This is a genomic window from Streptomyces aurantiacus (genome assembly GCF_027107535.1).
In the GTDB taxonomy this organism is placed as follows: Bacteria; Actinomycetota; Actinomycetes; order Streptomycetales; family Streptomycetaceae; genus Streptomyces.
In genome coordinates this window covers 3,544,982-3,565,374 of the sequence record NZ_CP114283.1, presented here as the reverse complement: position 1 = coordinate 3,565,374, position 20,393 = coordinate 3,544,982, and the positions used below count along the sequence as shown (strand labels likewise).

Genomic DNA, 20,393 nt, shown 5'->3' with positions numbered 1-20,393 from the left:
GGGCCGGAATCGCGGCGCTGCGCGGGCCGAGGGCGCCGGGACGTCGCGTTCTTCTTGATCGGTGGTGGGGGCGGCATCCTGACCCCCGAGATGAGGGCTTGAAGTGGGAGGCATGCGCACCAGTTCTTACGAGAGGTTGACGCGATGCCCAACCAACTGCATTCAGGCTCCTGAACCGGCAAGCCTGGCCTCTCGCCACCGGCCCCGAGTGGCGGTGGCACAACCACGAGGAGTCGAGCATGAGCAGGCCCAACGAGCGTGACAACCACAAGCCCGCAGCACCGAGTCCACTGAGTGTCATCGGCGGCGGATACCTGGCAACCGCAGCCGTCCGAGTCGCGGCGACCGTTGCCCCTGCTGACCAGCCAGTCCGTTCCGCCACCGAAGCGGACCACGCCCCCGCCGTCCGGGACGACAGCTGACACAGACCGTCGGGAGATACCGGCAGCCAACGCCGGTAGCCCGGGGCGTAGATCAGCGACTGCCACACCGTAGTAGCCTGCTGAATATCCCTGCTCGCATCGACTTCCTGCAGCAGTCGAAGACGCGTGGAACAGCGATCCAGCCGAGCCATGTCGTAGGTCGGCAGGGGCTCAGTTCTGGCGGTCGTGTTGCCCTCCATGATTCCGGATCGGTAGAAGTCCAGCACCTGTTCGACATGAGCTGCGGCACGGTCACTCTCCAGTTTCGTGATCGCCCGCTGGGTGGCGGGGCAGCATGTCGACCCTGCCGGTGGGTCGCTCAACCGCAGTCCCCAGGCGAGCAGTGCGAGGCCCAGGGCGAAGCCGAGCATCGTCCATACGCCGCGTGGCCAGAAGATGGGGCTGTAGACGAAGAACCAGCCGGCCGCGAGGAGCACCATCGTGCCGGGAAGTAAGCGTGGAGCTCGGTCGCCTCGCTCCCTCCTTCGCACGGGTGGTCGTGGGCGTGGCAATCCATCAGAACAGCGGCCCCAAAAACGTTCAGTCACCTATCGAATGCCGGAGTGCTCGTCGCCGAAGGCGACAAGGAACTCCTCAAGGACGACTTCGCACAGATCTCCGGATGCACCGTCACAGCGGTCGGGGAGTTCACCCGGGACGCCTCTACGGCTGGGAGTTTCACAAGATGGTCCGGTGATTCGGCAGCGACCCCGAGGTCCTCACCGCGGAGATGGGCAGTACCCCGTAACCTGACCGGCAGGCAAAGCCAGAGGTATGACCGATCGCGGTGGCCCCGTCGCCGTACCGAACGCCGAGGATCGTCTGCGTGCCAGGGCGCCGTCTTTCAGCGCCGCGGTCCAAGGCCGATCTGTCATGGATGCCGACTACCCCAGTGCGCACCGTCCTCGGGTCGGTGGCCCGTAACAGCGCCTGGCCGGGGCGTGGGCAGCGCGGCGCCGGAGGCTATGCCGAGCGGGTAGAGGCTCGCGCTGGCGTATCTGCCGCCGCTGAGCAGTGCATCGCCGGCGAGGTAGGCGAGCGTGCAGAGTGCCAGCCCCCAGGGCGTACATCAGGCCCGCGAGCGGCTCGCTTTCGCAGCCACCCTGTGGCAGCGCGGGTCGGCGGCAAAACTGGTACGGATGGCGCCGCTGATGCAGGTCTTCTACGTCTACGTGACGCGCGAGATACCCGCGCTGATCGATAATTGGCGCCAGCAGTTCCGCCAATAATCCCAGCCGCCGACGACTGCCGGCGGCGGTTACTCGCCTCTGCCTTGTGAAGGGTTCGGGCCGTCGCCTGCGTACACGTCGACGGCCCGGAGCAGTCCCAGCTGTTGGAGGGTGGCGCGGGGCTGAGGACCCACGTGGGTGGCGATCACGCGTGTGCCGTGAGCCCGCGCGCGGCCCGCAGCGCCATGAAGATCACCTCTGCACCATCACTGCCGAGGTAGGTCACCTTGCCGAGGTCGATCACAAGCACGGCGATTCCCGGGCGCAAGAGTTCCGCGAGATCCGTTCCGAGCCGTCTCGTGTTGTGCGAGGTGATCTCCCCCCCGGCAGGTGGGGGACGGCCCTGTCATGCGCGATCTCGGTTCTGAGCCTGCGCCCCGGAACGGACGACGCAGGCGACTGCCCGGGCCCAGCAGCGAGGGCTGCCCTGCTGGCTGCCGTCCGGGGGAAGAGTCTAGAAGCGGGGCTCCAGGGCCGTGGGCCATCACCTGCCGACCAGACTTCCCGGCGCACCTGAGTACCTGCGTACGGGCCTCGCGCCGCGGCCGCCGCCCGGAAGAGCGGACATCGAGCTGAACCGCGCCTAAACACGTCGAGACCGCTGCCGCTACCCGAGATTGCCGAGATCCGGCAATCTCGGGTAGCGCATCGTGCGCATGCGCGGTCTGTCAAAGATGCGTCAAGGACCTGTAAGGTTCCCCTCGGTGTGCCGGGAAGCCTGGTCGGCGAGTAGGGGATCACTCTCTCTTCCGATCGGGGGTCCGTCATGGTGCTTGTGGCGGTGTTCGGCGTTGCACTGTTGGTGGCGGTTCTGTTGTCGGGCCTGGCGGCCCGGACAGTGCTTTCCACGTCATTCCTCTTCCTCGTCGGCGGAGCGCTCGTCAGCGACGGCTTCCTCGGCCTGATTCACATCACGCCGGACAGTGAGATCGTGGCCATAACGGCCGACCTGGCGCTGTTCGCGGTGCTGTTCACCGACGGCATGCACGTCTCTCTGCCCAAGCTGCGGGCCAACTGGAAGAATCCGGCGCGTGCTCTGGGGCTGGGCATGCCTCTCGCGTTTGTCTTCATGGCGCTGATCACGCACTTCTTGGTGGGCCTGGACTGGACGACATCGTTCCTGGTGGGTGCGGTCCTGGCGCCCACCGACCCGGTGTTCGCCTCGGCAATCGTGGGGCGCCGTGAAGTCCCCGCCAAGCTGCGGCAGTTGCTGAACATCGAGAGCGGCATCAACGACGGTCTGGCCCTGCCGATTGTGCTCATCCTCATTGCCGCCGCGGGCCCGACTTCCGACAGTGCTGAGGCCTCCGGTTCCAAGATCGCTTTGGAACTGCTGCTCGGCCTCGTGTTCGGTGTCGCGCTCCCGCTCCTCGTCAGCGGGCTGGTGCGCTTCCGGCTGTTGGGCGCGGAGCCGAAGCTGCAGCCGCTGCTGCCGCTGGCGACCGGGATCATCCTGTACGCGACCTGCCACCTGACCCACGCCAACCCTTACCTGGCCGCGTTCTCGGCCGGCGCGACGCTGGTCCACGTCTCTCCGGAGGCGAAGCAGTCCTTCGAGCCGCTCGGCGAGGCTCTGGCGGAGCTCGCGAAATTCGCGGCGCTGCTGGTCTTCGGCGCACTGTTGACGCCCCAGCTTTTCGGCGACCTGTCAGTCGGCGGCTACGTGGCAGCAGTCCTGGCGATCGTCCTGATCCGCCCGGCGTCACTGCTGCTCTCCCTGCTCGGCACGAGCATCTCGCGCAGGGAGAGGCTGGTGGCCGCCTGGTTCGGCCCGAAGGGCTTCGCGTCGGTGGTCTACGGCCTGCTGGTGCTGCAGTCCGGCATCCCGCAGGCCGAAGCGGCGTTCACGCTGATCGCGGTCTGCATCGCCTTCTCGATCATCGCCCACAGCTCCACGGACGTGCCGATCGCCCGTGCCTTCGACGTCGACGACCTGGCCGGGATCCCGTCGGGCCGCGAGGACGCCGACGCACCGACCAAGGAGACCTCCGCTGATGTACGCACGTGATCTGGCCAGGTGCTATCCCACCGTGTCTTCGGACGATGACGTGCTCGATGCAGTCCGACTGGTGGCGCGCGAGCAGTTGCCCGCCCTGCTGGTCCTCGACCCGGACCAGTATCCGTATGCGATCGTGTCCGCCACCCGTCTCGTCACGGCGCTTGTGCCCGACAGAGTCCAGGATGACCTGCTCCTCGCTTCGGTGATCGATAACCGGTTCGACGACGACGCCAGAGCATCGATGGTGGGACGATCGGTGATCGAGTGGCTGCCGCGCCGCACCATCACCGCTGCCGTGGTCGGCCCGGACGCTTCGCCCATGCAGATCGCGGCGCTGATGACACGCAAGGACACCTCGGTCGTCGCGGTCGTCGAACGCAGCGGCGGCAAAGCCGCCCTGATCGGCGCGATCACTGCGGCCTCGCTGTTGGAGCACTTCGCCGGAGGTTCATGAGCGACTGGAGCGGCCATGGTTGCGAGCGATGTCTGGCCGGGCTGCTTCGCGCCCGCCCGCCTCCTCGACCGCAGCCCCGGGCCTGCAAGGCGCTCTGCCTGACGCTAGCCAGATGTGCCTCGCACAAGCCCCGCCCGTCGCCGGAACCGACGAGTTGGATCGAATTGAGAGCACACGTGGAGTCGTCAGTGGTCGCGCCCGTGACCGTCGTGGCCATGCTGGTCATCGGGACCGATCTGGTGGAAATCCGTCAACCGGGAAGCGTCCGCCGCGAGTGGTCTTTCCTTTCCAACGGATGTGCGACCGTCTGCCAGCCACCGCCTCGCTTGTCTCGGTCGGTGGCTGACAGACGGTCGGTTTCGCCGCAACGGCCTGGGCAGTACTTGCCGGGGCGCTCGTCGCCCACATCGTCGACCTGCCATACCGGCCCTGCGGAAGTGAGGAGGGAGGACTCGAACGATGGGCATCGTTGAACCGGCGGCGACGCCAGGACCAGCGCCGCATCTCCCCCTTCAGTCCGCTCCTCACCATGCATCGGCGTTTTCGGAAGGCGGAATTCATTGGTCTGGGCATGGAGTGGCAGCGCTCAGAATCAACAATCGCCACGGGTGAACAGGACTACCGCGTCCGCCCCGGCCGCATCCATCCAGATCGTCTCGCTGAACAGGGGAAATCGCGTCATTGGACAGTTGCGTTTCCGTGCCTGCAAGGCGTGCCGTGCAGGGCGAATTGTGGACATCTGGATCTGCGACACCTGGCAAGGGCAAGGACTGGGACGCGAGCTGGTCCATTCTCTGCTCGCCCACCACCCCGGCTACCGGTGGAGTACCACGTTGCAGAGCCGAGCCGGGCGGGGATTCTTCACCTCGATGGCGCGGGAGACGACGGTGGCACTGCCGCACGGCGGCCCGTTGTGCTCCCATCTCACAGGCTGGTTCCGACGGACACGGCAGCGTTGGCTGGAAGGCCGGTCGTTCCGCTGAAGCAACACGCCGTCAGTGGCGCGGATCGTGGTCGGGCAGTCGGCTGATGCCTCCGGCACCCCCGATGTGGTGAAGGGACCGGGCATGGCGGCGCGCGTCTCGGATACCTCGGGTGGCCGCCGACTCGATCCGGTGCGCCTCGGCGCTGGTGCCGAGGCGTTGGCGCTCTCGCCGGACAAGAACTCCCATTGCCCAGGTCACAAGCGTGACTATGGCGACGCCGGTGATCACCACAAGCACCATCCGTATCCCCGTTCGTCAGGGGTTCGTGCCGGTGCCAACCGGGAGCCCTCCGCCCCAACCCCTCATCCGCCTCACAGGATGGAGTTCGTACACACGGTCAATTCTGCGGACGCGGCCTGCCCGGATCACTGACCGTCACCGGCACATACCTGCCCGGGGCGCCTTCCGGAGTCCGGCAATCACGTGCGCGCCTGCGCCGTCGGCCAGTCGATTCCGGCCGCGGCCAGGACGCGTCCGTACTTGGTGAGGCGGCGCCTGGCGAGAAGCAGGCCCAGGGCCCACAGAGCGGCGAAGAACAGCCAGATAGCGGCGCAGACCCCCAGGGCGGCCGAGGTGAAGCCGGTCTGGGAGAGCGGGATGAGCATGGCGAGCGGGAGGATCACCAGCGCGATCAGGCCGCGCCGCCGGTGGGTGCGGCTGTAGTCGACCATGATGCGGGCGTGCAGCAGGTCGACGTCCCGCCGGGCTTCGGCCAACGGGCGCAGGCGGTTCCCACCAGGGCGCATGCCCGGCAGCGGGCCGCCCTGGAGTGCGGCGGGGTATTGCCCTGCGGTCCGGGTGGCGCGCTCCACCGCGTCCGGTGTGCGGCGGAAGGCAAAGTACGGGTTGGGGCTTCCCTTCGGCGAGATCGGGGAGAGGCCGTCGTACTCGTAGCCGTACTGCTCGGCGATGTAGGCGAAGGCGGCGAACTTCCGCCAGGACCGCTGAAGATTGCGGGCATCGTGCCGCTGCGTGCCCTGCGAGCCGTCCCTCAACAGAGCCTTCAGCTGGGGCTGCAGGAACATCGCGCCTCCTGGATCCGGATTTGTAGGCACTGTCAGCATGCCGTGGCGGTGTGGTCACGACGATGGCGGAACCACTCACCTCACGGATAGCTTCCTATCACCTGGATGATCCGTCTCCCCACCGGCGGGAGGCGAACAGCAATGTAGGGGGACAAAGCAGTGGGTTCGTCGAAGTATCCCCATCTCGGGTTCGATCCGGCGCCGGGCGACCTGGAGACCGTGCGGCTGATGGTCTCCGCGATCGGCCGGGCCGACCGGGACAGCGGTACCGCGCAGACGCAGCTCAGCAAGATCGGTACGTCCGACGGGATCTGGGTGGGCAAGTCCGCCGACACGTTCACGAAGTCCGTGGAGAAGATTCCCCCGTATCTCAAGAAGGCGCTCGGCTCGATCAGTTCGGCCCACCGGGCGCTGTCCGGCTGGGAGACCAGCCTGGACGGCTTCCAGACGCGGGCCCGCAAACTGGAGGAGGAAGCCGCCGCAGCCGCGCAGAAGGTGAGCGCCACGAAGGGCACTCTCGACGGCTTGCCGAAAGAGACATCCGCGCTCTCCGAGAAGGAAGAGCGCGACGAGGACAAGAAGAAGGCGTACGACACAGCCAACGACGAGCTGGAGGCCATCCGAGATCGGGCCCGCACGCTGCACACGGAGTACACGACCGCGGCGGACGCGACGGCTCGTACGATCAAGGACGCGGCGGACGACGCTCCGCCCGAACCCGGCTGGTTCGACGACCTGGTGGACGGGTTCACGGACTTCCTGTCCGATGCCTGGAACGTCTTGTCGGACCCGAACTTCTGGAAGCTGGTCGGCGACATCCTCGCCGACATCGCCATGGTCATCGGGGTGATCTGCCTCGTCGCCCTGGCGCTCGGTACCGGGGTGGGCGCACTCGGTCTGATCGGCTTCATCGTCGGCGTGGGTGCGCTGGCCGCGCACAGTGCCGCGATGATCGGCGGCGCCGAGGGCGTGACCTGGCAGACGCTCGCCTGGGACGCGCTCGGCGTGGTCGCCGGCGGCGTGGGTCTCGCGGGCGCCAAACTCGCCCAGGCGGGCCGGCTGATGGTGCAGTCCGGGCGGACACTGCGGGCGTCCGAGGGCTTCATGGCGACACTCGGCAGGATCGGCCCCGGCGCCTGGGGCAACATCGCCAAGATCCCCAGCGGCATGGCCAACTCGATGCGCGGCTTCGCCATGGCGGGACAGGGCTGGGTCCATGTCGCCACCGGCCGGACCCTCGACATCGTCGGCACGGTGACCGGCGCGGGCTTCGCGTTCGGCTCCAACACCAACGAGGGTCGGTGGCTGGACGGCGACTGGAACATCTCCGACATCCCCGTCGTCGGCCCGGCGGCCGGGTTCTTCGACTACGAGGCCCCCGACAACGAGCCCACGACCATGGCCCCCGGGCCGCTGGGACCTCAGTTCGACACGGGCACGACGCTCACCTCCGCCGGAGACAGCTTCACCAGAGGCCTGCAGCCCTCGAACTTCGGAACCGTCGCATGACCCACAACCCGGTCGAAGCCGCGGCCACGCGGGAGATCCCGTACGCCTTCCAGTACACCGTCCCCGACGAGTTCATCCGCCTGCCCGACCCCACCGCCTCCGACGGCTGGCAGGAGGCGCTGGCCAAACTCATGCCAGATGCCGACGAGCAGCAACTCGCCTCTGCGAGCGAGCAATTGCGCGCCACCCTGCCCGGCCTGTCCGCAGGCGGTGAGGAGACCGTCGCCCTCACCGCCATGTGCCTGGGCACCGAGGACGTGGCCGGTGACGAGCGGCTGTCCATGGGCCTGCTCGCCGTCACCGTCAAACCGAGCGGGCACCGGGACCGGCTGCTGGCCGCCGAAGGCATCTACCGCGCGAAGGAACGGAAATTCTTCGCCCGCGAGAGCCACCTCCAAGAGCTGGACTTCGCCCTCGGCAAAGGCGTGCAGGGCAGACAGGACATGCTGCTCGCGGCCAAACTGCCGTCCGGACCGGGCGTCATGTCCGCCTCCCTGCGCATGCTCACCCTGCCCGCGAGCTTCGCGGCCGAGACCGGCATCGCGGACATCGCCGGTACGGGGAAGGCAGTGCGCCCGACGCTTCCCATGGCCCTGCTCCAGCTGATCGTTCCGGCCCCGCGCGACTACTGCGCGTACGTGACGATCTCCACGCCATCGGTGTTCCTGCTGGACTCCTACTGCGGACGTCTGGCGCAGATCGGCCGGACCTTCACGTTCGATGTACCGGCGGACGCGAGGTCCTGAGCCGGTTGAGCGACGGCTACCGCTTGCCGTCACTCGTCTTCTTCAACTCGTCGTACAGCTTGTCGTCCAGCTTTCGGAACTCCTCCGCGGCCTTCTTGGCGAACTTCGAGACGCCCTTGGTGAGTTTGGAGAGCTCACCGAAGCCGTAATCCCAGGAATCCGCGAAGTCGTCACACGCGGACTCTAGGCCGCCGTGGCCGATCTGCGCCGAGTCTGCGTGCTTCATCTCCTTGGAGGCCGACTTCATCTGCCCCCCACTGGTCTCCAGCGTGCCCGCCATCTCCAGCACCTCATCGCCCGCGAACTTCAGGAAGGACACTCCGGCTCCCCCAGCTTCTGTGCTGCACGCAGCATCCGGTGACTCCAGACCACTGACGTTAGACGCAGAGAATACGGTTTCACCAGCCGCTTCACGACGCCCGGCCCGTCACACCTCTTTGTCAGGCCAGCCCAGGAGCCGGGCACCGATGACCGCGGTCTGCAGGGTGTAGCGGTGCACGGGATCCGCCGGATTGGCGCCGGTCAGCTTGTGAACGCGTTCCAGGCGATAGGTGAAGGCGCGCACGCTCAGGTTCAGGCGGCGAGCCGCCTCGGCCGAGACACAGCCCGTGTCGAAGTACGCAGTCAGCGTGTCGATGAGCAGCTGCGCACCTCCACGCGCGGTGTCAAGCGGGCCGAGTGTCTGGTGGACGAGGTCCGCCATGGCCTGCCGGTCCCGGGTGAGTACGGGATAGACGAGGAGGTCGGCGGCGCGCAGCACTGGCTCGTCGAGCCGGAGCCGCTCGGCCAGGTCGAGGGCGTTGAGCGCTTCTTCGTAGGAGTGGACGACTCCCCCGGGCCCGGGGTGCGGTCGTCCGAGAGCGACCCGGCCGCCGTCCGTGGCCGCGTGTGCCTGCTTGGCGAAGAACGTCAGCACGTCCTCCTGGTCTCCGGGCGCGATACAGATCAGCCGCCCGTCCTTCGTGGTGAGCAGGATGCGCCGCTGCCCGAACCGGCCGACCAGGGCGCTCTCCACCTGCCGGGTGGCCGGGTCCATGTCTTCGAGCGGATTGCCGCCCTGGGCGACGGCCACGGCGTGGGCCCGGGCAAGGAGCAGCCCGAAGCGTTCGGCGCGTTCGGCCAGGCGCCCCAGGTCGCTGCGGCCGTAGAGCAGGTCGTCGATGAACTCCCGCCGCACGGCCTCCTCCTGCCGTACCGCGAGCTTCTGTGACCGCTCGTGACCTTCGGCAAAGGCGTCGATGGCTTGCTCCACCGCGGCAAGCACTGGAGCGGCCCCCGTAGAGGAGAGGGTGGGCCAGCTCTCTCGGGTCGCGGACAGATGCCTTCGGACAAGAGCCCGTAGCCCGAGACCAGCCTCGGCCGCGCGCTCGCCGCGGGCTCGCAGGGATTCCAGTTCGTCCCGAGTGAGGCGGCGACCGGTTGCATCCACCTCGGCCAGTATCTGGGCATACCCCATCAGATACTCGTCGGGTATCTCCCGCACTGTCACCCGTTCTCCTCTGTGCTTGACGCTCTGCTAGCCCATTCCTAACGCACAATGGTCAAGAGTGGCAGACCAGAGGGATGTCAGAGCTCGGCCAGGACGCGAGAGCAAGCTCACCACGGAAAACAACACAACAGCCTCAACTCCGAGAACGGCTCGGCTCTGTTCCGGCACGGTGCGATGCCTGTGGGTCCGCGGGACCTCGAGAACGCGTTGCACGCTTCCCGGTTTACTGACGCGGCGATGACGAACCCTCAACGGCAACCGGCATAACAACCACAGCGAAGGTTGCCGGGATCCGGCAATGCGGCCTTCGGCGTTGAGCGGGCAGGATGGGTGGCGGGGAGCACAAGGGGAATGGTCCCGATGCCGGACACCGGCAGGTGTACCGCGTCGGCCACCAAGACTCCCCAGGGCCCACAGCGTCGGGCGACGGTATCCGGGGGGATGAGTATGCGCGCGTTGTTCGAAGCGGCGACCGGTTTCCCCTCCCTGCTGTTCACGGCCGCCCTCATCGTGATCCTCGGATTCTGGCTCCTCGTCGCCTTCGGAGCGGCCGGCGCCGACAGCTACGACGCGGATGCGGATCTCGACGCCTGGGGCATGGGCGGAGTACCCGTCGCGGTCGCGTTCTCCATACTGACGGCGTTCGCCTGGCTCCTGAGTCTCGGCGCGGTCATCCTGCTGCACGCTGCCGCGCCCGCGGGAGTCGTCCTGGGCCTGATGAAAATCGTGGTGCCGGTCGGATCATTGCTGGCCGCTTGGCGTCTGACTCGTCTGTTCGTACGGCCGTTGCACCGCCTCTCCCCCGATGAACCGGGGCCGTCCCGGCCCGTCGAGGCCCTCGCCAGCGGCGGCATCGGTGTACCGCGTACGCGCGGCGAGGCCGACGAGCAAGTCCAGGACCCGCCGTACAAGGTGCCGTCCGACGCACACGACCGCGCCGCCTGAACCTCACCCTTCACCTCCACCTGGGCTGGGCGGCCGCACCGCCGCGCTCCGCCCTCTCTCGTTCACACGTCAACTCCCTTATGCCGCAAGGACGTTACCCATGGACGCCATCACCGTAGGCGTCGGCGCGCTCGTCGCCGTCTGCCTGCTCCTCGCCCTCGTCATGCTGTTCGTCTTCTCCCGGCTGTTCCGCAAGGTGGAGCAGGGGAAGGCACTGATCGTCTCCAAGATGCGGAAGGTCGACGTGACCTTCACCGGACAGGTCGTCCTTCCGGTGCTGCACAAAGCCGAGGTGATGGACATCTCGGTGAAGACCATCGAGATCATGCGGGCCGGCCGGGAAGGGCTGATCTGCCAGGACAACATCCGCGCGGACATCCGGATCTCGTTCTTCGTGAAGGTCAACAAGACCGTCGAGGACGTCATCAAGGTCGCGCAGGCCGTCGGCACCGCCCGGGCCAGTGACCGGGACACGCTGCAGGAGCTGTTCCACGCGAAGTTCTCCGAGGCGCTGAAGACCGTCGGCAAACAGCTGGACTTCACCGACCTGTACACCAAGCGCGAGGAGCTGCGGTACCGGATCATCGAGGTCATCGGTGTCGACCTCAACGGCTACCACCTGGAGGACGCGGCGATCGACTACCTGGAGCAGACGCCGCTGACCCAGCTCGACCCCGCCAATGTCCTGGATGCCCAGGGCATCCGGAAGATCACCGAGCTGACGGCCATCGAGCACGTCCGCACCAACGAATTCCAGCGCACCGAGGAGAAGGAGATCACCCGGCAGAACGTGGACGCCCGGGAGGCCATCCTCGAGCTGGAGCGCCGCCAGGCCGACGCCGAGATCAAGCAGAAGCGGGAGATCGACACCGTCCGGGCCCGCGAGGAGGCCGAGACCGCGCGGGTGGTGGAGGAGGAGCGGCTGCGGGCGCAGGGCGCGTTCCTCAAGACCGAGGAGCAGCTGGGCATCCAGCGTGAGAACCAGGCCCGTGAGGTAGCCGTCGCGCAGAAGAACCGTGAGCGGGTCATCGCCATCGAAAACGAGCGCATCGAGAAAGACCGCCTCCTTGAGGTCATCGCCAGAGAACGGGAGACGGAACTGACGCGGATTTCCGCCGAGAAGGAGGTGGAGGCGGAGAAGCGGGAGATCGCCGAGGTTGTCCGGGAGCGCGTCGCGGTGGACCGAACGGTCGCCGAGCAGGAGGAGTCAATCAAGAAGCTGCGTGCCGTGGAGGAGGCCGAACGCGGACGGCAGACAGTGATCATCGCCGCTGAAGCCCAGGCGCAGGAGAAACTGGTCAAGGACATCAAGGCGGCCGAGGCCGCCGAGCAGGCCGCCACGCACCGGGCTGCTGAGCAACTCACGCTGGCGGAGGCGGGGTTGAAGGCCGCCGACCTGGACGCGCGAGCCAAGGTGCGCCTCGCCGAGGGCATCCAGGCCGAGGCGGCGGCGACAGGTCTCGCGGCCGTCCAGGTGCGGGACAAGGAGGCCGAGGTCATCGAGAAGGCCGGCCTCGCAGAGGCGGAGGCCACCCAGGCGCGCCTCAAGGCGGAGGCCGAGGGCGCCCGGGCCAAGGCGCACGCCGAGGCCGAGGCCATCGGCGGCAAGCTGAAGGCCGAGGCGGCAGGGCTGACCGAGAAGGCCGCCGCGATGGCCGCCCTCGACGACGCCTCCCGCGGCCACGAGGAGTACCGGCTGCGCCTGGAGGCCGAGAAGGACATCCGGCTCGCCGGCCTGGAAGTGCAACGGCAGGTCGCCGAGGCGCAGGCCACGGTACTGGCGACCGGACTGGAGAACGCCGACATCAACATCGTCGGCGGCGAGTCCGTCTTCCTTGACCGCCTCGTCTCCTCGATCGCGCTCGGCAAGAGCGTCGATGGGTTCATGCAGCACTCCGACACCGCGCAGGCACTTGCCGGGCCCTGGCTGGACGGCACGTCCAGCTTCACCGACGACATCAGCCGCGTCCTCGGCTCAATCTCCCCGGCCGACGTGCAGAACCTGACCGTCTCGGCCCTGCTGATGAAACTGATGAAGGCGGACGGTGTCAACGCCGGCCGGCTGGAGCAGCTCATGGACCGGGCGGGCGAACTGGGCCTGGCCGACCTGCCGCTCGCCGAACTCAACGGCGGCGTCAAAGCCTGATCATCCGTCGACCGGGGCCGGAGCTGCCGCACAGGGAACGGCAGCTCCGGCCCCCCTCTCTCGTGACCCGCGCACAACCGCGCAAAGGTGAAGGGAAGCTGACCCATGGCAACCGGCCTGGACACCGGTACGTACGACGCACTCGACACCGGGACCTACGAGGTGCTGCGCGATCGCCTCGCCGCTCAGGCCGCCGAACTCGCCCGGCGCGCCGAAACGCTCAACACCCGCCGCACCGAGGAGTTCGGCTCGACGCGGCTGGAACTGACCGGCACCGAGCGGCTCCGGACAGAGCACAACTGCGAGCCCCGCGACATCGTCTCCGTCGGCAACACGCTGCTCTTCGGCCACAACATCTTCGTCGGTCTGAAGCCGGAGACCGCTGTGGGCGATGTCTTCACGCTGCACGACCGGGATCTGAACCGGCTGGCCGACGACGCCGTGCCCGGTCTACTCGACGACCCTGCCTTCGTCCGGGAATTCGCCGCCCTTTACCGCTATTACCACCACGCCCGCCTCCTCCAGCTGCGCCTCACCGACGGCAAGGTGCTGGCTGTCTTCCAGACCGGCGAGAAGGCCGAGGACATCCGCGTCCTGCGCTGGGCACTGTCCGCCGACGGACAGGTGACCTTCCTCGACGCGCGCGGAGAGCGCGACCACGTCTTCCCGCCCTCCCACGACTTCGAGTGGACCGCGGCGACGCGCGAGGACCACGTCCTCGGCCGCCACCCGCACGTCTCCATCCAGGGCGAGGTGTTCGTCGAGACACTCGGCGGCACCCTCACCGTCAAGGTCGAGGACGACACCGAGACCGGAGAGGGCATGTACGCCGAGCCGGTCGGCGAACCCTTGCAGTCCCTCGCCGACGCGGACATCTCCCATGCACGTGTGGGAGCCCTCTTCCTGCTGCGGATCCGCCCCTACAAGGAGGACGCCCACCGCCACCTGGTGTTCAACACCCTCACCAAGACCGTCGTACGCCTCGACGGCATCGGGCAGGCCTGCCACCGCCTGCCCGAGGAGCAGGGCATCGTCTTCCCCGGCGGCTACTGCCTGGCCACGGGCGCGTACAAGACCTTCGACGGCACGGACACCACCGGCCTGGAGTTCGAGCGCGTGATCCGCTCGCCCAACGGCGAAGACGTGCTGTTCGCGTTCCACGCACGCGCGCAGGGCCACAGCCTGCTGCTGCCCTACAACGTGATCCGCAAGGAGGTCGCGACGCCACTGTCCTGCCGCGGCTGGGCCCTGTTCGACGACGGCACGCTCATGGCGCTACGCAGGGACCCCGCGGGACTCGACTCCGAGCCGCAGCGCTTCCACCCGGTCCAGCTATGGCGTTCCCCGTACATCTCCGACACCCACGCCGCCGCCCAGCCCACCGGCACCAGCCCGCTCGCCCGGGTCGGCAACGCCGATCTTGTACGCGGCCTCTCCGAATGCCTGTCCATCACCCGCGCCATCGCCGAGACCACCCCGTCGAGCGAGGTGTACGAGGCGCTGACGGCCGCCTGCGTCCGGGCAACGGACTCCTACCACTGGCTGGGCGACACCGAGCTCGGTGACCTGCTGAGCCCGTTGGAGCAAGTACGGGCGACGGCCGAGCAGGTGCTGGCCGAATTCGAGACCGTCCAGGCACTCACCCAGCAGGCCACCGAGACGCTCGGCGAGGCGGCCGCCCGCGTCGCGGCGGTGGTGCGCCGGCTGCGTGGCGAGGTCCCGCGCAACGCCCCCGCCTGGGTGTCGGGCCTGACCGAACTCCGTCACGCACAAGGGCACCTGCTGACCCTGAAGGAGATGCGGTACGCGGACAACGCCCGCATCGACCAACTGGCAGCAGACGCCGAGGCCGAGCTCGCCGCGTTCGGGCAGCGGGCAGTCGCCCACCTCGCCCGAGAGGATGCCTTCGCCGACCTCTGCGCCGGCATCGAACAACTCGTCGCCGACGCCGAGTCGATCGCCACCGTCACCGAAGCCGCACCCGTCACGGATCGCCTCGACGATCTTGCCGACCAGCTGCGCACGGTCACCGATGTCGTGGCCGGGCTCAACATCAGTGACGCCACCGTCCGCACGTCCATCCTGGGGCGCACTGCCGAAGTCCTCGGCAATGTCAACCGCACCCGCGCCGTCCTCGACGGTCGCCGCCGCGCACTCCTGGACCACGAGGCGAGGGCAGAGTTCACAGCCGAGTTCGCACTTCTGGGACAGATGGTCACCAGCGCGCTCACGGCCGCCGACAGTCCGCAGACGTGCGACGAGCAACTCTCCCGCATGCTGGTGCAGGTCGAGACCCTTGAATCCCGGTTCGCCGAGTTCGACGACTTCCTGGGCGAGCTGGCGGACAAGCGCGACGAGATCCACGAGACGTTCTCCACCCGAAAGCAGACCCTCGCAGACGCCCGTGCCCGCCGCGCCGAACGCCTCGCCGACTCGGCGCACCGGGTCCTCGAGACGGTCACCCGCCGTGCCGCCGCGCTCTCCGACACGGACGCGGTAGCCACGTACTTCGCCTCGGACCCGATGGTCGCCAAGGTCGCGCGGACAGCGGACGAGTTGCGCGACCTCGGCGACCAGGTACGGGCCGAGGAGCTGGCGGGCCGCTTGAAGGCCGCCCGCCAGGAGGCGGCCCGCACGCTGCGGGACCGCACCGACCTGTACGCCGACGGCGGCCGCACCCTCCGCCTGGGCCGCCACCGCTTCGCCGTCAACACCCAGCCACTCGACCTCACCCTGGTCCCGCACGGCGACGGCCTCGCCTTCGCACTCACCGGCACGGACTACCGCTCGCCGGTGACCGACCCCGAGTTCGCCACCACCCGCCCCTTCTGGGACCGGCCGCTGCCCTCCGAGTCACCGGAGGTCTACCGGGCCGAACACCTCGCAGCCCGCCTGCTGGACGAACACGGACCGGCCACGCTGACCGAGACCGGCGACCTCGCCACCCTCGTACGACAGGCCGCGGAAGCCGCGTACGACGAGGGCTACGAACGCGGAGTGCACGACCACGACGCGACCGCGATCCTCACCGCGCTGCTGCGCCTGCACGAGGCAGCGGGTCCGCTGCGCCACGCACCCGCGGCCCGGGCCACCGCCCAACTCTTTTGGACACATGGCACGACCTTGGACGAGCGCGCGGCCTGGGCACGCCGCGCCATGTCCCTCGCGCGTGCCCGCGACACGTTCGGGCTCGCCCCAGCGATCGCGGAACTCCAGGCGGAGCTGGCGGCCGCGATAGGCCCGGCGGAGAACGGGGCCCACGCCGCCGCGTACCTCTTCGAGGAACTCACGGCCGGCCCCGAGGGCTTCGTCATCAGCTCGGCCGCGCGCACCCTGCTGGACAAGTTCCGGCACACGGTGGGCACTTCGGCCTACGACAAGGACCTCGTCGTGCTCGATGACCTGTCCGCACGCCGCCAGCTGATCGAGGCGTGGCTGTCCTCGTACACCGCCGCCACCGGTACGGACCTGAGCCCGGGCGACCTCGCCGAAGCCGTGGCCGCCGAACTCTGCCCGGATCTGACGCGCTACGAATCCGGGGCGCCGCTGACCGAGACAGTCGAGAGGCTGCTCGGCTCCCACCCCCGCATCACCGGCGGCACACTCACCGTCCGCATCGACGAACTCCTCACTCGCACCGCGGACTTCCGCACCCGCGACGTCCCCGGCCACCGCGCCTACCTGCGGCAGCGCACAGCCCTGGTCGGCGCAGAGCGGACGCGGTTGCGGCTGGACGAATACCGCCCCCGCGTGATGTCCGCGTTCGTCCGCAACCGCCTCATCGATGAGGTCTACCTCCCGCTCATCGGCGACAACCTCGCCAAACAACTCGGCACCACCGGCGACACCAAACGCACCGACACCGGCGGCCTGCTCCTGCTCATCTCACCGCCCGGATACGGCAAGACGACCCTCATGGAGTACGTCGCCGACCGCCTCGGGCTCGTCCTGGTCAAGGTCAACGGCCCCGCCCTCGGTCACGCGGTCACCTCGCTCGACCCGGCCGAGGCCCCGAACGCCACGGCCCGCCAGGAGATCGAAAAGATCAACTTCGCGCTGGAGACGGGCAACAACACCCTCCTCCATCTCGACGACATCCAGCACACCTCCCCCGAACTGCTGCAGAAGTTCATCCCGCTGTGCGACGCCACCCGCCGCATCGAGGGCGTAAGAGACGGCGAGCCCCGCACCTACGACCTGCGAGGCAAGCGCTTCGCGGTCTGCATGGCCGGAAACCCCTACACCGAGTCCGGCAGTCGCTTCCACGTCCCGGACATGCTCGCCAACCGAGCCGACATCTGGAACCTCGGTGATGTCCTGACCGGCAAACAGGACGCCTTCGCAGTCAGCTTCATCGAGAACGCCCTCACCGCGAACACGGTCCTGGCCCCCCTCGCGGGCCGCGACCGCGCCGACCTCGACCTGCTGACCCGGCTGGCCGAGGGCGACCCCACAGCCCGTGCCGACCAGCTCACTCACCCCTACACCCGTGCCGAACTGGAGCAAGTTCTCGCCGTCCTGCACCACCTGCTCACCGCCCGCGAGACAGTCCTCGCCGTGAACGCGGCCTACATCGCCTCCGCCGCCCAGAGCGGTACCACCCGCACGGAACCGCCCTTCCAGCTCCAGGGCTCCTACCGCAACATGAACAAGATCGCCCAACGCATCCAGCCCGTCATGAACGACGCCGAACTGGCCGCCGTCCTCGACGACCACTACACAGCCGAGGCCCAGACCCTCACCACCGGAGCCGAGGCGAACCTGCTCAAACTGGCTGAGCTCCGCGGCGCCCTGCGCGTCGAACAGGCCGCACGCTGGACCGAGTTGAAGACCAGATACGTCCGCACGCAGGCCCTCGGCGGCCCAGAAGAGGACCCGCTCACCAAGGCTGTCGCCGCCCTCGGCCTGCTCGCCGACCGCGTCGCCGCCGTCGAGTCGGCCATCACCCGCGCGACCGACCCCCGCCACCTCATCGCCACCCCCACAGTCCGCCACGCCGTACGCCCGGCCCCTGGCCCGGGGGACCGCTGAGGTGATCCGCGCCCACCCCGACACTGCTTCCCCGACCATCGCCCAATTCCTGGTATCGCCATCGGACACGTGGTACCACAGCCCGCCGGGCCCAGGAGCAGGAAGCACCGGCCGTGGACATGGCCAGAAGCAATGATCGGCTGAGGTCGTTCGTCCCTCCTCGTAGGACACTGGAAGGAGGCTGTCGTGCTCACAAGGGGGTGTCGGCCGATGGCAGCGTCACGGCAGACCACCATGCGCTCGTGGCGGTGGCGGCGCAATCCGCTCAGGCGGCGCAGCGACGTCATCGAAGCCTGGGTCGTGCTCGCCGGGTGGATCCTCGCCCTGATGAGCGGTCTCATCGCGGGTCTGGGGGCGGCGAACGCGGTCGAAAGGGCCGCCGACCGGCAGCGGGCAGAGCGCCGCACAGTCTCGGCCGTCCTCGCCGAAGACGCGGAGGACAAAGTGCCGGCCCGAGCGATGAGCGACCAGCGGGTGTGGGCCAGCGTCCACTGGACCGCACCGGACGGATCGATGCGTACGGACGAGGCCAGGGTGCCGCCCGCCACACCGGCCGGAACCCGGGTCAACGTGTGGATCGACAGGAGCGGCAACCCCACCGCCAAGCCCCCGACCAGCGGCGAAGAGCAGCTCCACACGGCCTTCGGAGGCCTGCTGGCCGCGGCCGGCACGGGCGGGGTGGTGCTGGGCTTCACCTGGGGTGCCCGCCTGGGGCTGGACCGATGGCGTATGGCGCAGTGGGCCGCAGAGTGGGAGCGGATCGACACCCAGTGGGGGCGGAGGACGGGCTGATCCGAACGGAAACGGGGGTTGGCACGGAGGAAGCCCGGGCTGCAGGTACAGCAGTGGCGTCGTACTGGAAACCGTTGTGATCGGCGGCCGATGCGGGTTTCCTGCCGTTCCCGCCTCCTGGCTTCCTGCCGGAACCCGGCGAAATTGTGACGCCGCCTACGGTGCGGCCGGGCGGGGGCGGGGGCGGCAACCGAGAAGCTCGGCGGACCTTGACGGGTCGCGGCCGGCACGATCCGGCCCTCGGGGTGCAGAACGTATCCGGGGTGCGGTTCCCAGACCAGGCTCGGCGGCCGGTCATCGCCATCGGTTGTGTGGGTCACCGCGAGGTCGGGGCAACGGAGCGGCAGATCGCCCGCCGAGCCCGGGAGCACGTCCCGGACCGGGACGACTCTACGGAGTATCCGCAGGGCGAAGCTCTTGCCGGGGTGCGGCGCAACCAGAGCGGGACCTCAAGCATGGTGGTCACCTTCTCCGCAGCCCACGTCGATACGGGCCCTATACCGGAGTCTGCGGCATCTCACTGCTCTCGGCGACACCAAGGGCTGGACAGACGCGGCAGAGCAGGGCGGCCCAGACGGCCTGTCTCAAGCAGGAGAATCGCCTGCCGGGTCCCGGCGCCGTAGCGGTAGCCCGGGTGACCGTGGCACGGCAGTTCAGCCCGTTCGTCGCCCTCAAGCCGCGCCCGGACCTGCCGAACTTCTACGGCTGCATGGCCTCCCGGCACCCACCCCATCGGCCGGATGATCACGGGCCGCCGACTCCGTCCTGGCCGGACGCCCCGAGCCGGTGAGAGCGCACGACCGCGACCATGCATCCGACGACGAGCGCGGCAACCCAGCCGCCCAGACCATGAAGAGGGCCCGGGCCGGATGCTCCGGCCTCCACGCCACGTGGGAGCACCCGTCCCTTCGAGTCGTACACGACGGCGAGAGTGTCTCCGGGCCGAGTGGTCTGGCCGCAGCCGCGCCAGATGCGGACCTTCAACGGTGCGCCGTCACGGTCGGCCGCCGAACAGAAATAGCGGTTGCGGCCAGGGACGGTTCCCGCTCCACCCTCCACCCATGTCACCACCACGGACTCCACCCGACCGCGTTCCGCCAGCACCAGTCCGGTGGCCGCCGGGGGCGCCTGAAGGGCGAGGCAGATCCCCAGCACGGCGACGATGCCGATCAGCGCCCGCCCGGCCCGCACCACCCAGAGGTAGAGAGCGAGCGCGGCGGCACACACCATTCCGCCCTCACCGTCCACCAGCCCAGGCACGCCGTACCAGGCGCCGGCGACCGAGGTGCCGACGATCGCTCCCGCTCCCGCGCACCCGGCCAGGAGCCCCTCCACGGCCAGCCACCTCGGCGGCAGGCCGACGAACTCGGCCGGCCCCCACACCGTGCTTCGCAAATGCGCCATCAACTGCGGCTCCGGTACGGGCGGAGGGCGATGTCGTCGGCGCATGCGCCTCTCCCCTCTCCACGCCCCGCCGTCCTGGTGTGGCAGGCAGACGAGCCGTACCGGCCCCGGCCGGGCATGCGCGTGCGACCCATCGCCGGAGGGCAGGCGGCCAGGTCGGCCGCGCGCACCACTGCCTTGCATTATGCAAAACGCGCCGGAGGCGGAGAAGACCGG

At 68.7% G+C, this 20,393-nt stretch carries 16 protein-coding genes; 11 read left to right on the top strand and 5 right to left on the bottom strand.

Annotated elements, in window-relative coordinates; all coding sequences use genetic code 11:
* Positions 1–239: 239 nt before the first annotated feature.
* Complete coding sequence (locus O1Q96_RS17615) at positions 240–422, top strand: hypothetical protein (protein WP_269249091.1); 183 nt, start codon at positions 240–242, stop codon at positions 420–422.
* Between the two features lie 1,040 nt (positions 423–1,462).
* A complete protein-coding gene (locus O1Q96_RS17610) occupies positions 1,463–1,651 on the top strand; it encodes a hypothetical protein (RefSeq protein ID WP_269249090.1) in 189 nt (62 codons plus the stop codon).
* A gap of 145 nt (positions 1,652–1,796) precedes the next feature.
* On the opposite strand, the gene O1Q96_RS44225 is transcribed toward O1Q96_RS17610, so the two are convergent.
* Positions 1,797–1,967, bottom strand: a complete 171-nt coding sequence (locus tag O1Q96_RS44225) for an STAS domain-containing protein (RefSeq protein WP_419587049.1) — start codon at positions 1,965–1,967, stop codon at positions 1,797–1,799.
* Between the two features lie 450 nt (positions 1,968–2,417).
* On the opposite strand from O1Q96_RS44225, the gene O1Q96_RS17605 reads away from it, so the two are divergent.
* The 3 genes from O1Q96_RS17605 to O1Q96_RS44465 all read left to right on the top strand — a co-directional run bounded on the left by O1Q96_RS17605 (position 2,418) and on the right by O1Q96_RS44465 (position 5,087).
* Positions 2,418–3,659, top strand: a complete 1,242-nt coding sequence (locus tag O1Q96_RS17605) for a cation:proton antiporter (protein WP_269249089.1) — start codon at positions 2,418–2,420, stop codon at positions 3,657–3,659.
* Positions 3,646–4,104 carry a CBS domain-containing protein gene (locus O1Q96_RS17600; RefSeq protein WP_269249088.1) on the top strand — a complete coding sequence of 153 codons (459 nt, stop codon included), beginning with the start codon at positions 3,646–3,648 and terminating at the stop codon, positions 4,102–4,104. Before O1Q96_RS17605 ends, O1Q96_RS17600 begins: the two co-directional genes overlap by 14 nt.
* 608 nt (positions 4,105–4,712) lie before the next feature.
* Entirely contained in the window at positions 4,713–5,087 is a 375-nt protein-coding gene (locus O1Q96_RS44465; protein WP_419586906.1) for a GNAT family N-acetyltransferase, read from the top strand.
* A 422-nt stretch (positions 5,088–5,509) separates the two neighbouring features.
* Here O1Q96_RS44465 and O1Q96_RS17595 read toward each other — a convergent pair whose 3' ends face one another.
* Positions 5,510–6,115 (bottom strand): hypothetical protein, encoded by a 606-nt coding sequence (locus O1Q96_RS17595; protein WP_269249087.1) that lies wholly within the window; start codon positions 6,113–6,115, stop codon positions 5,510–5,512.
* 159 nt (positions 6,116–6,274) lie between these two features.
* Between O1Q96_RS17595 and O1Q96_RS17590 the strand changes: the two genes are divergently transcribed.
* Entirely contained in the window at positions 6,275–7,624 is a 1,350-nt protein-coding gene (locus O1Q96_RS17590) for a putative T7SS-secreted protein (RefSeq protein ID WP_269249086.1), read from the top strand.
* Positions 7,621–8,370 carry a hypothetical protein gene (locus O1Q96_RS17585; protein ID WP_269249085.1) on the top strand — a complete coding sequence of 250 codons (750 nt, stop codon included), beginning with the start codon at positions 7,621–7,623 and terminating at the stop codon, positions 8,368–8,370. Before O1Q96_RS17590 ends, O1Q96_RS17585 begins: the two co-directional genes overlap by 4 nt.
* Positions 8,371–8,386: 16 nt before the next feature.
* On the opposite strand, the gene O1Q96_RS17580 is transcribed toward O1Q96_RS17585, so the two are convergent.
* Positions 8,387–8,689, bottom strand: a complete 303-nt coding sequence (locus O1Q96_RS17580) for a hypothetical protein (RefSeq protein ID WP_269249084.1) — start codon at positions 8,687–8,689, stop codon at positions 8,387–8,389.
* A gap of 108 nt (positions 8,690–8,797) precedes the next feature.
* Positions 8,798–9,859 (bottom strand): PucR family transcriptional regulator, encoded by a 1,062-nt coding sequence (locus O1Q96_RS17575; protein ID WP_269249083.1) that lies wholly within the window; start codon positions 9,857–9,859, stop codon positions 8,798–8,800.
* A 447-nt stretch (positions 9,860–10,306) separates the two neighbouring features.
* On the opposite strand from O1Q96_RS17575, the gene O1Q96_RS17570 reads away from it, so the two are divergent.
* From O1Q96_RS17570 to O1Q96_RS17555, 4 genes are all read left to right on the top strand, one after another.
* The gene (locus O1Q96_RS17570) at positions 10,307–10,804 is read left to right on the top strand and encodes a hypothetical protein (RefSeq protein ID WP_269249082.1); all 498 of its coding nucleotides are present in this window, start codon (positions 10,307–10,309) and stop codon (positions 10,802–10,804) included.
* Positions 10,805–10,904: 100 nt separating this feature from the next.
* Complete coding sequence (locus tag O1Q96_RS17565; protein ID WP_269249081.1) at positions 10,905–12,950, top strand: flotillin family protein; 2,046 nt, start codon at positions 10,905–10,907, stop codon at positions 12,948–12,950.
* Between the two features lie 105 nt (positions 12,951–13,055).
* Complete coding sequence (locus O1Q96_RS17560; RefSeq protein ID WP_269249080.1) at positions 13,056–17,981, top strand: DNA repair ATPase; 4,926 nt, start codon at positions 13,056–13,058, stop codon at positions 17,979–17,981.
* 210 nt (positions 17,982–18,191) lie between these two features.
* A complete protein-coding gene (locus O1Q96_RS17555; RefSeq protein WP_269249079.1) occupies positions 18,192–18,773 on the top strand; it encodes an Rv1733c family protein in 582 nt (193 codons plus the stop codon).
* Between the two features lie 744 nt (positions 18,774–19,517).
* Here the strand turns inward: O1Q96_RS17555 and O1Q96_RS17550 are convergent.
* Positions 19,518–20,177: a hypothetical protein gene (locus O1Q96_RS17550; protein WP_269249078.1), complete on the bottom strand. Its 660-nt coding sequence runs from the start codon at positions 20,175–20,177 to the stop codon at positions 19,518–19,520.
* Positions 20,178–20,393: the final 216 nt, after the last annotated feature.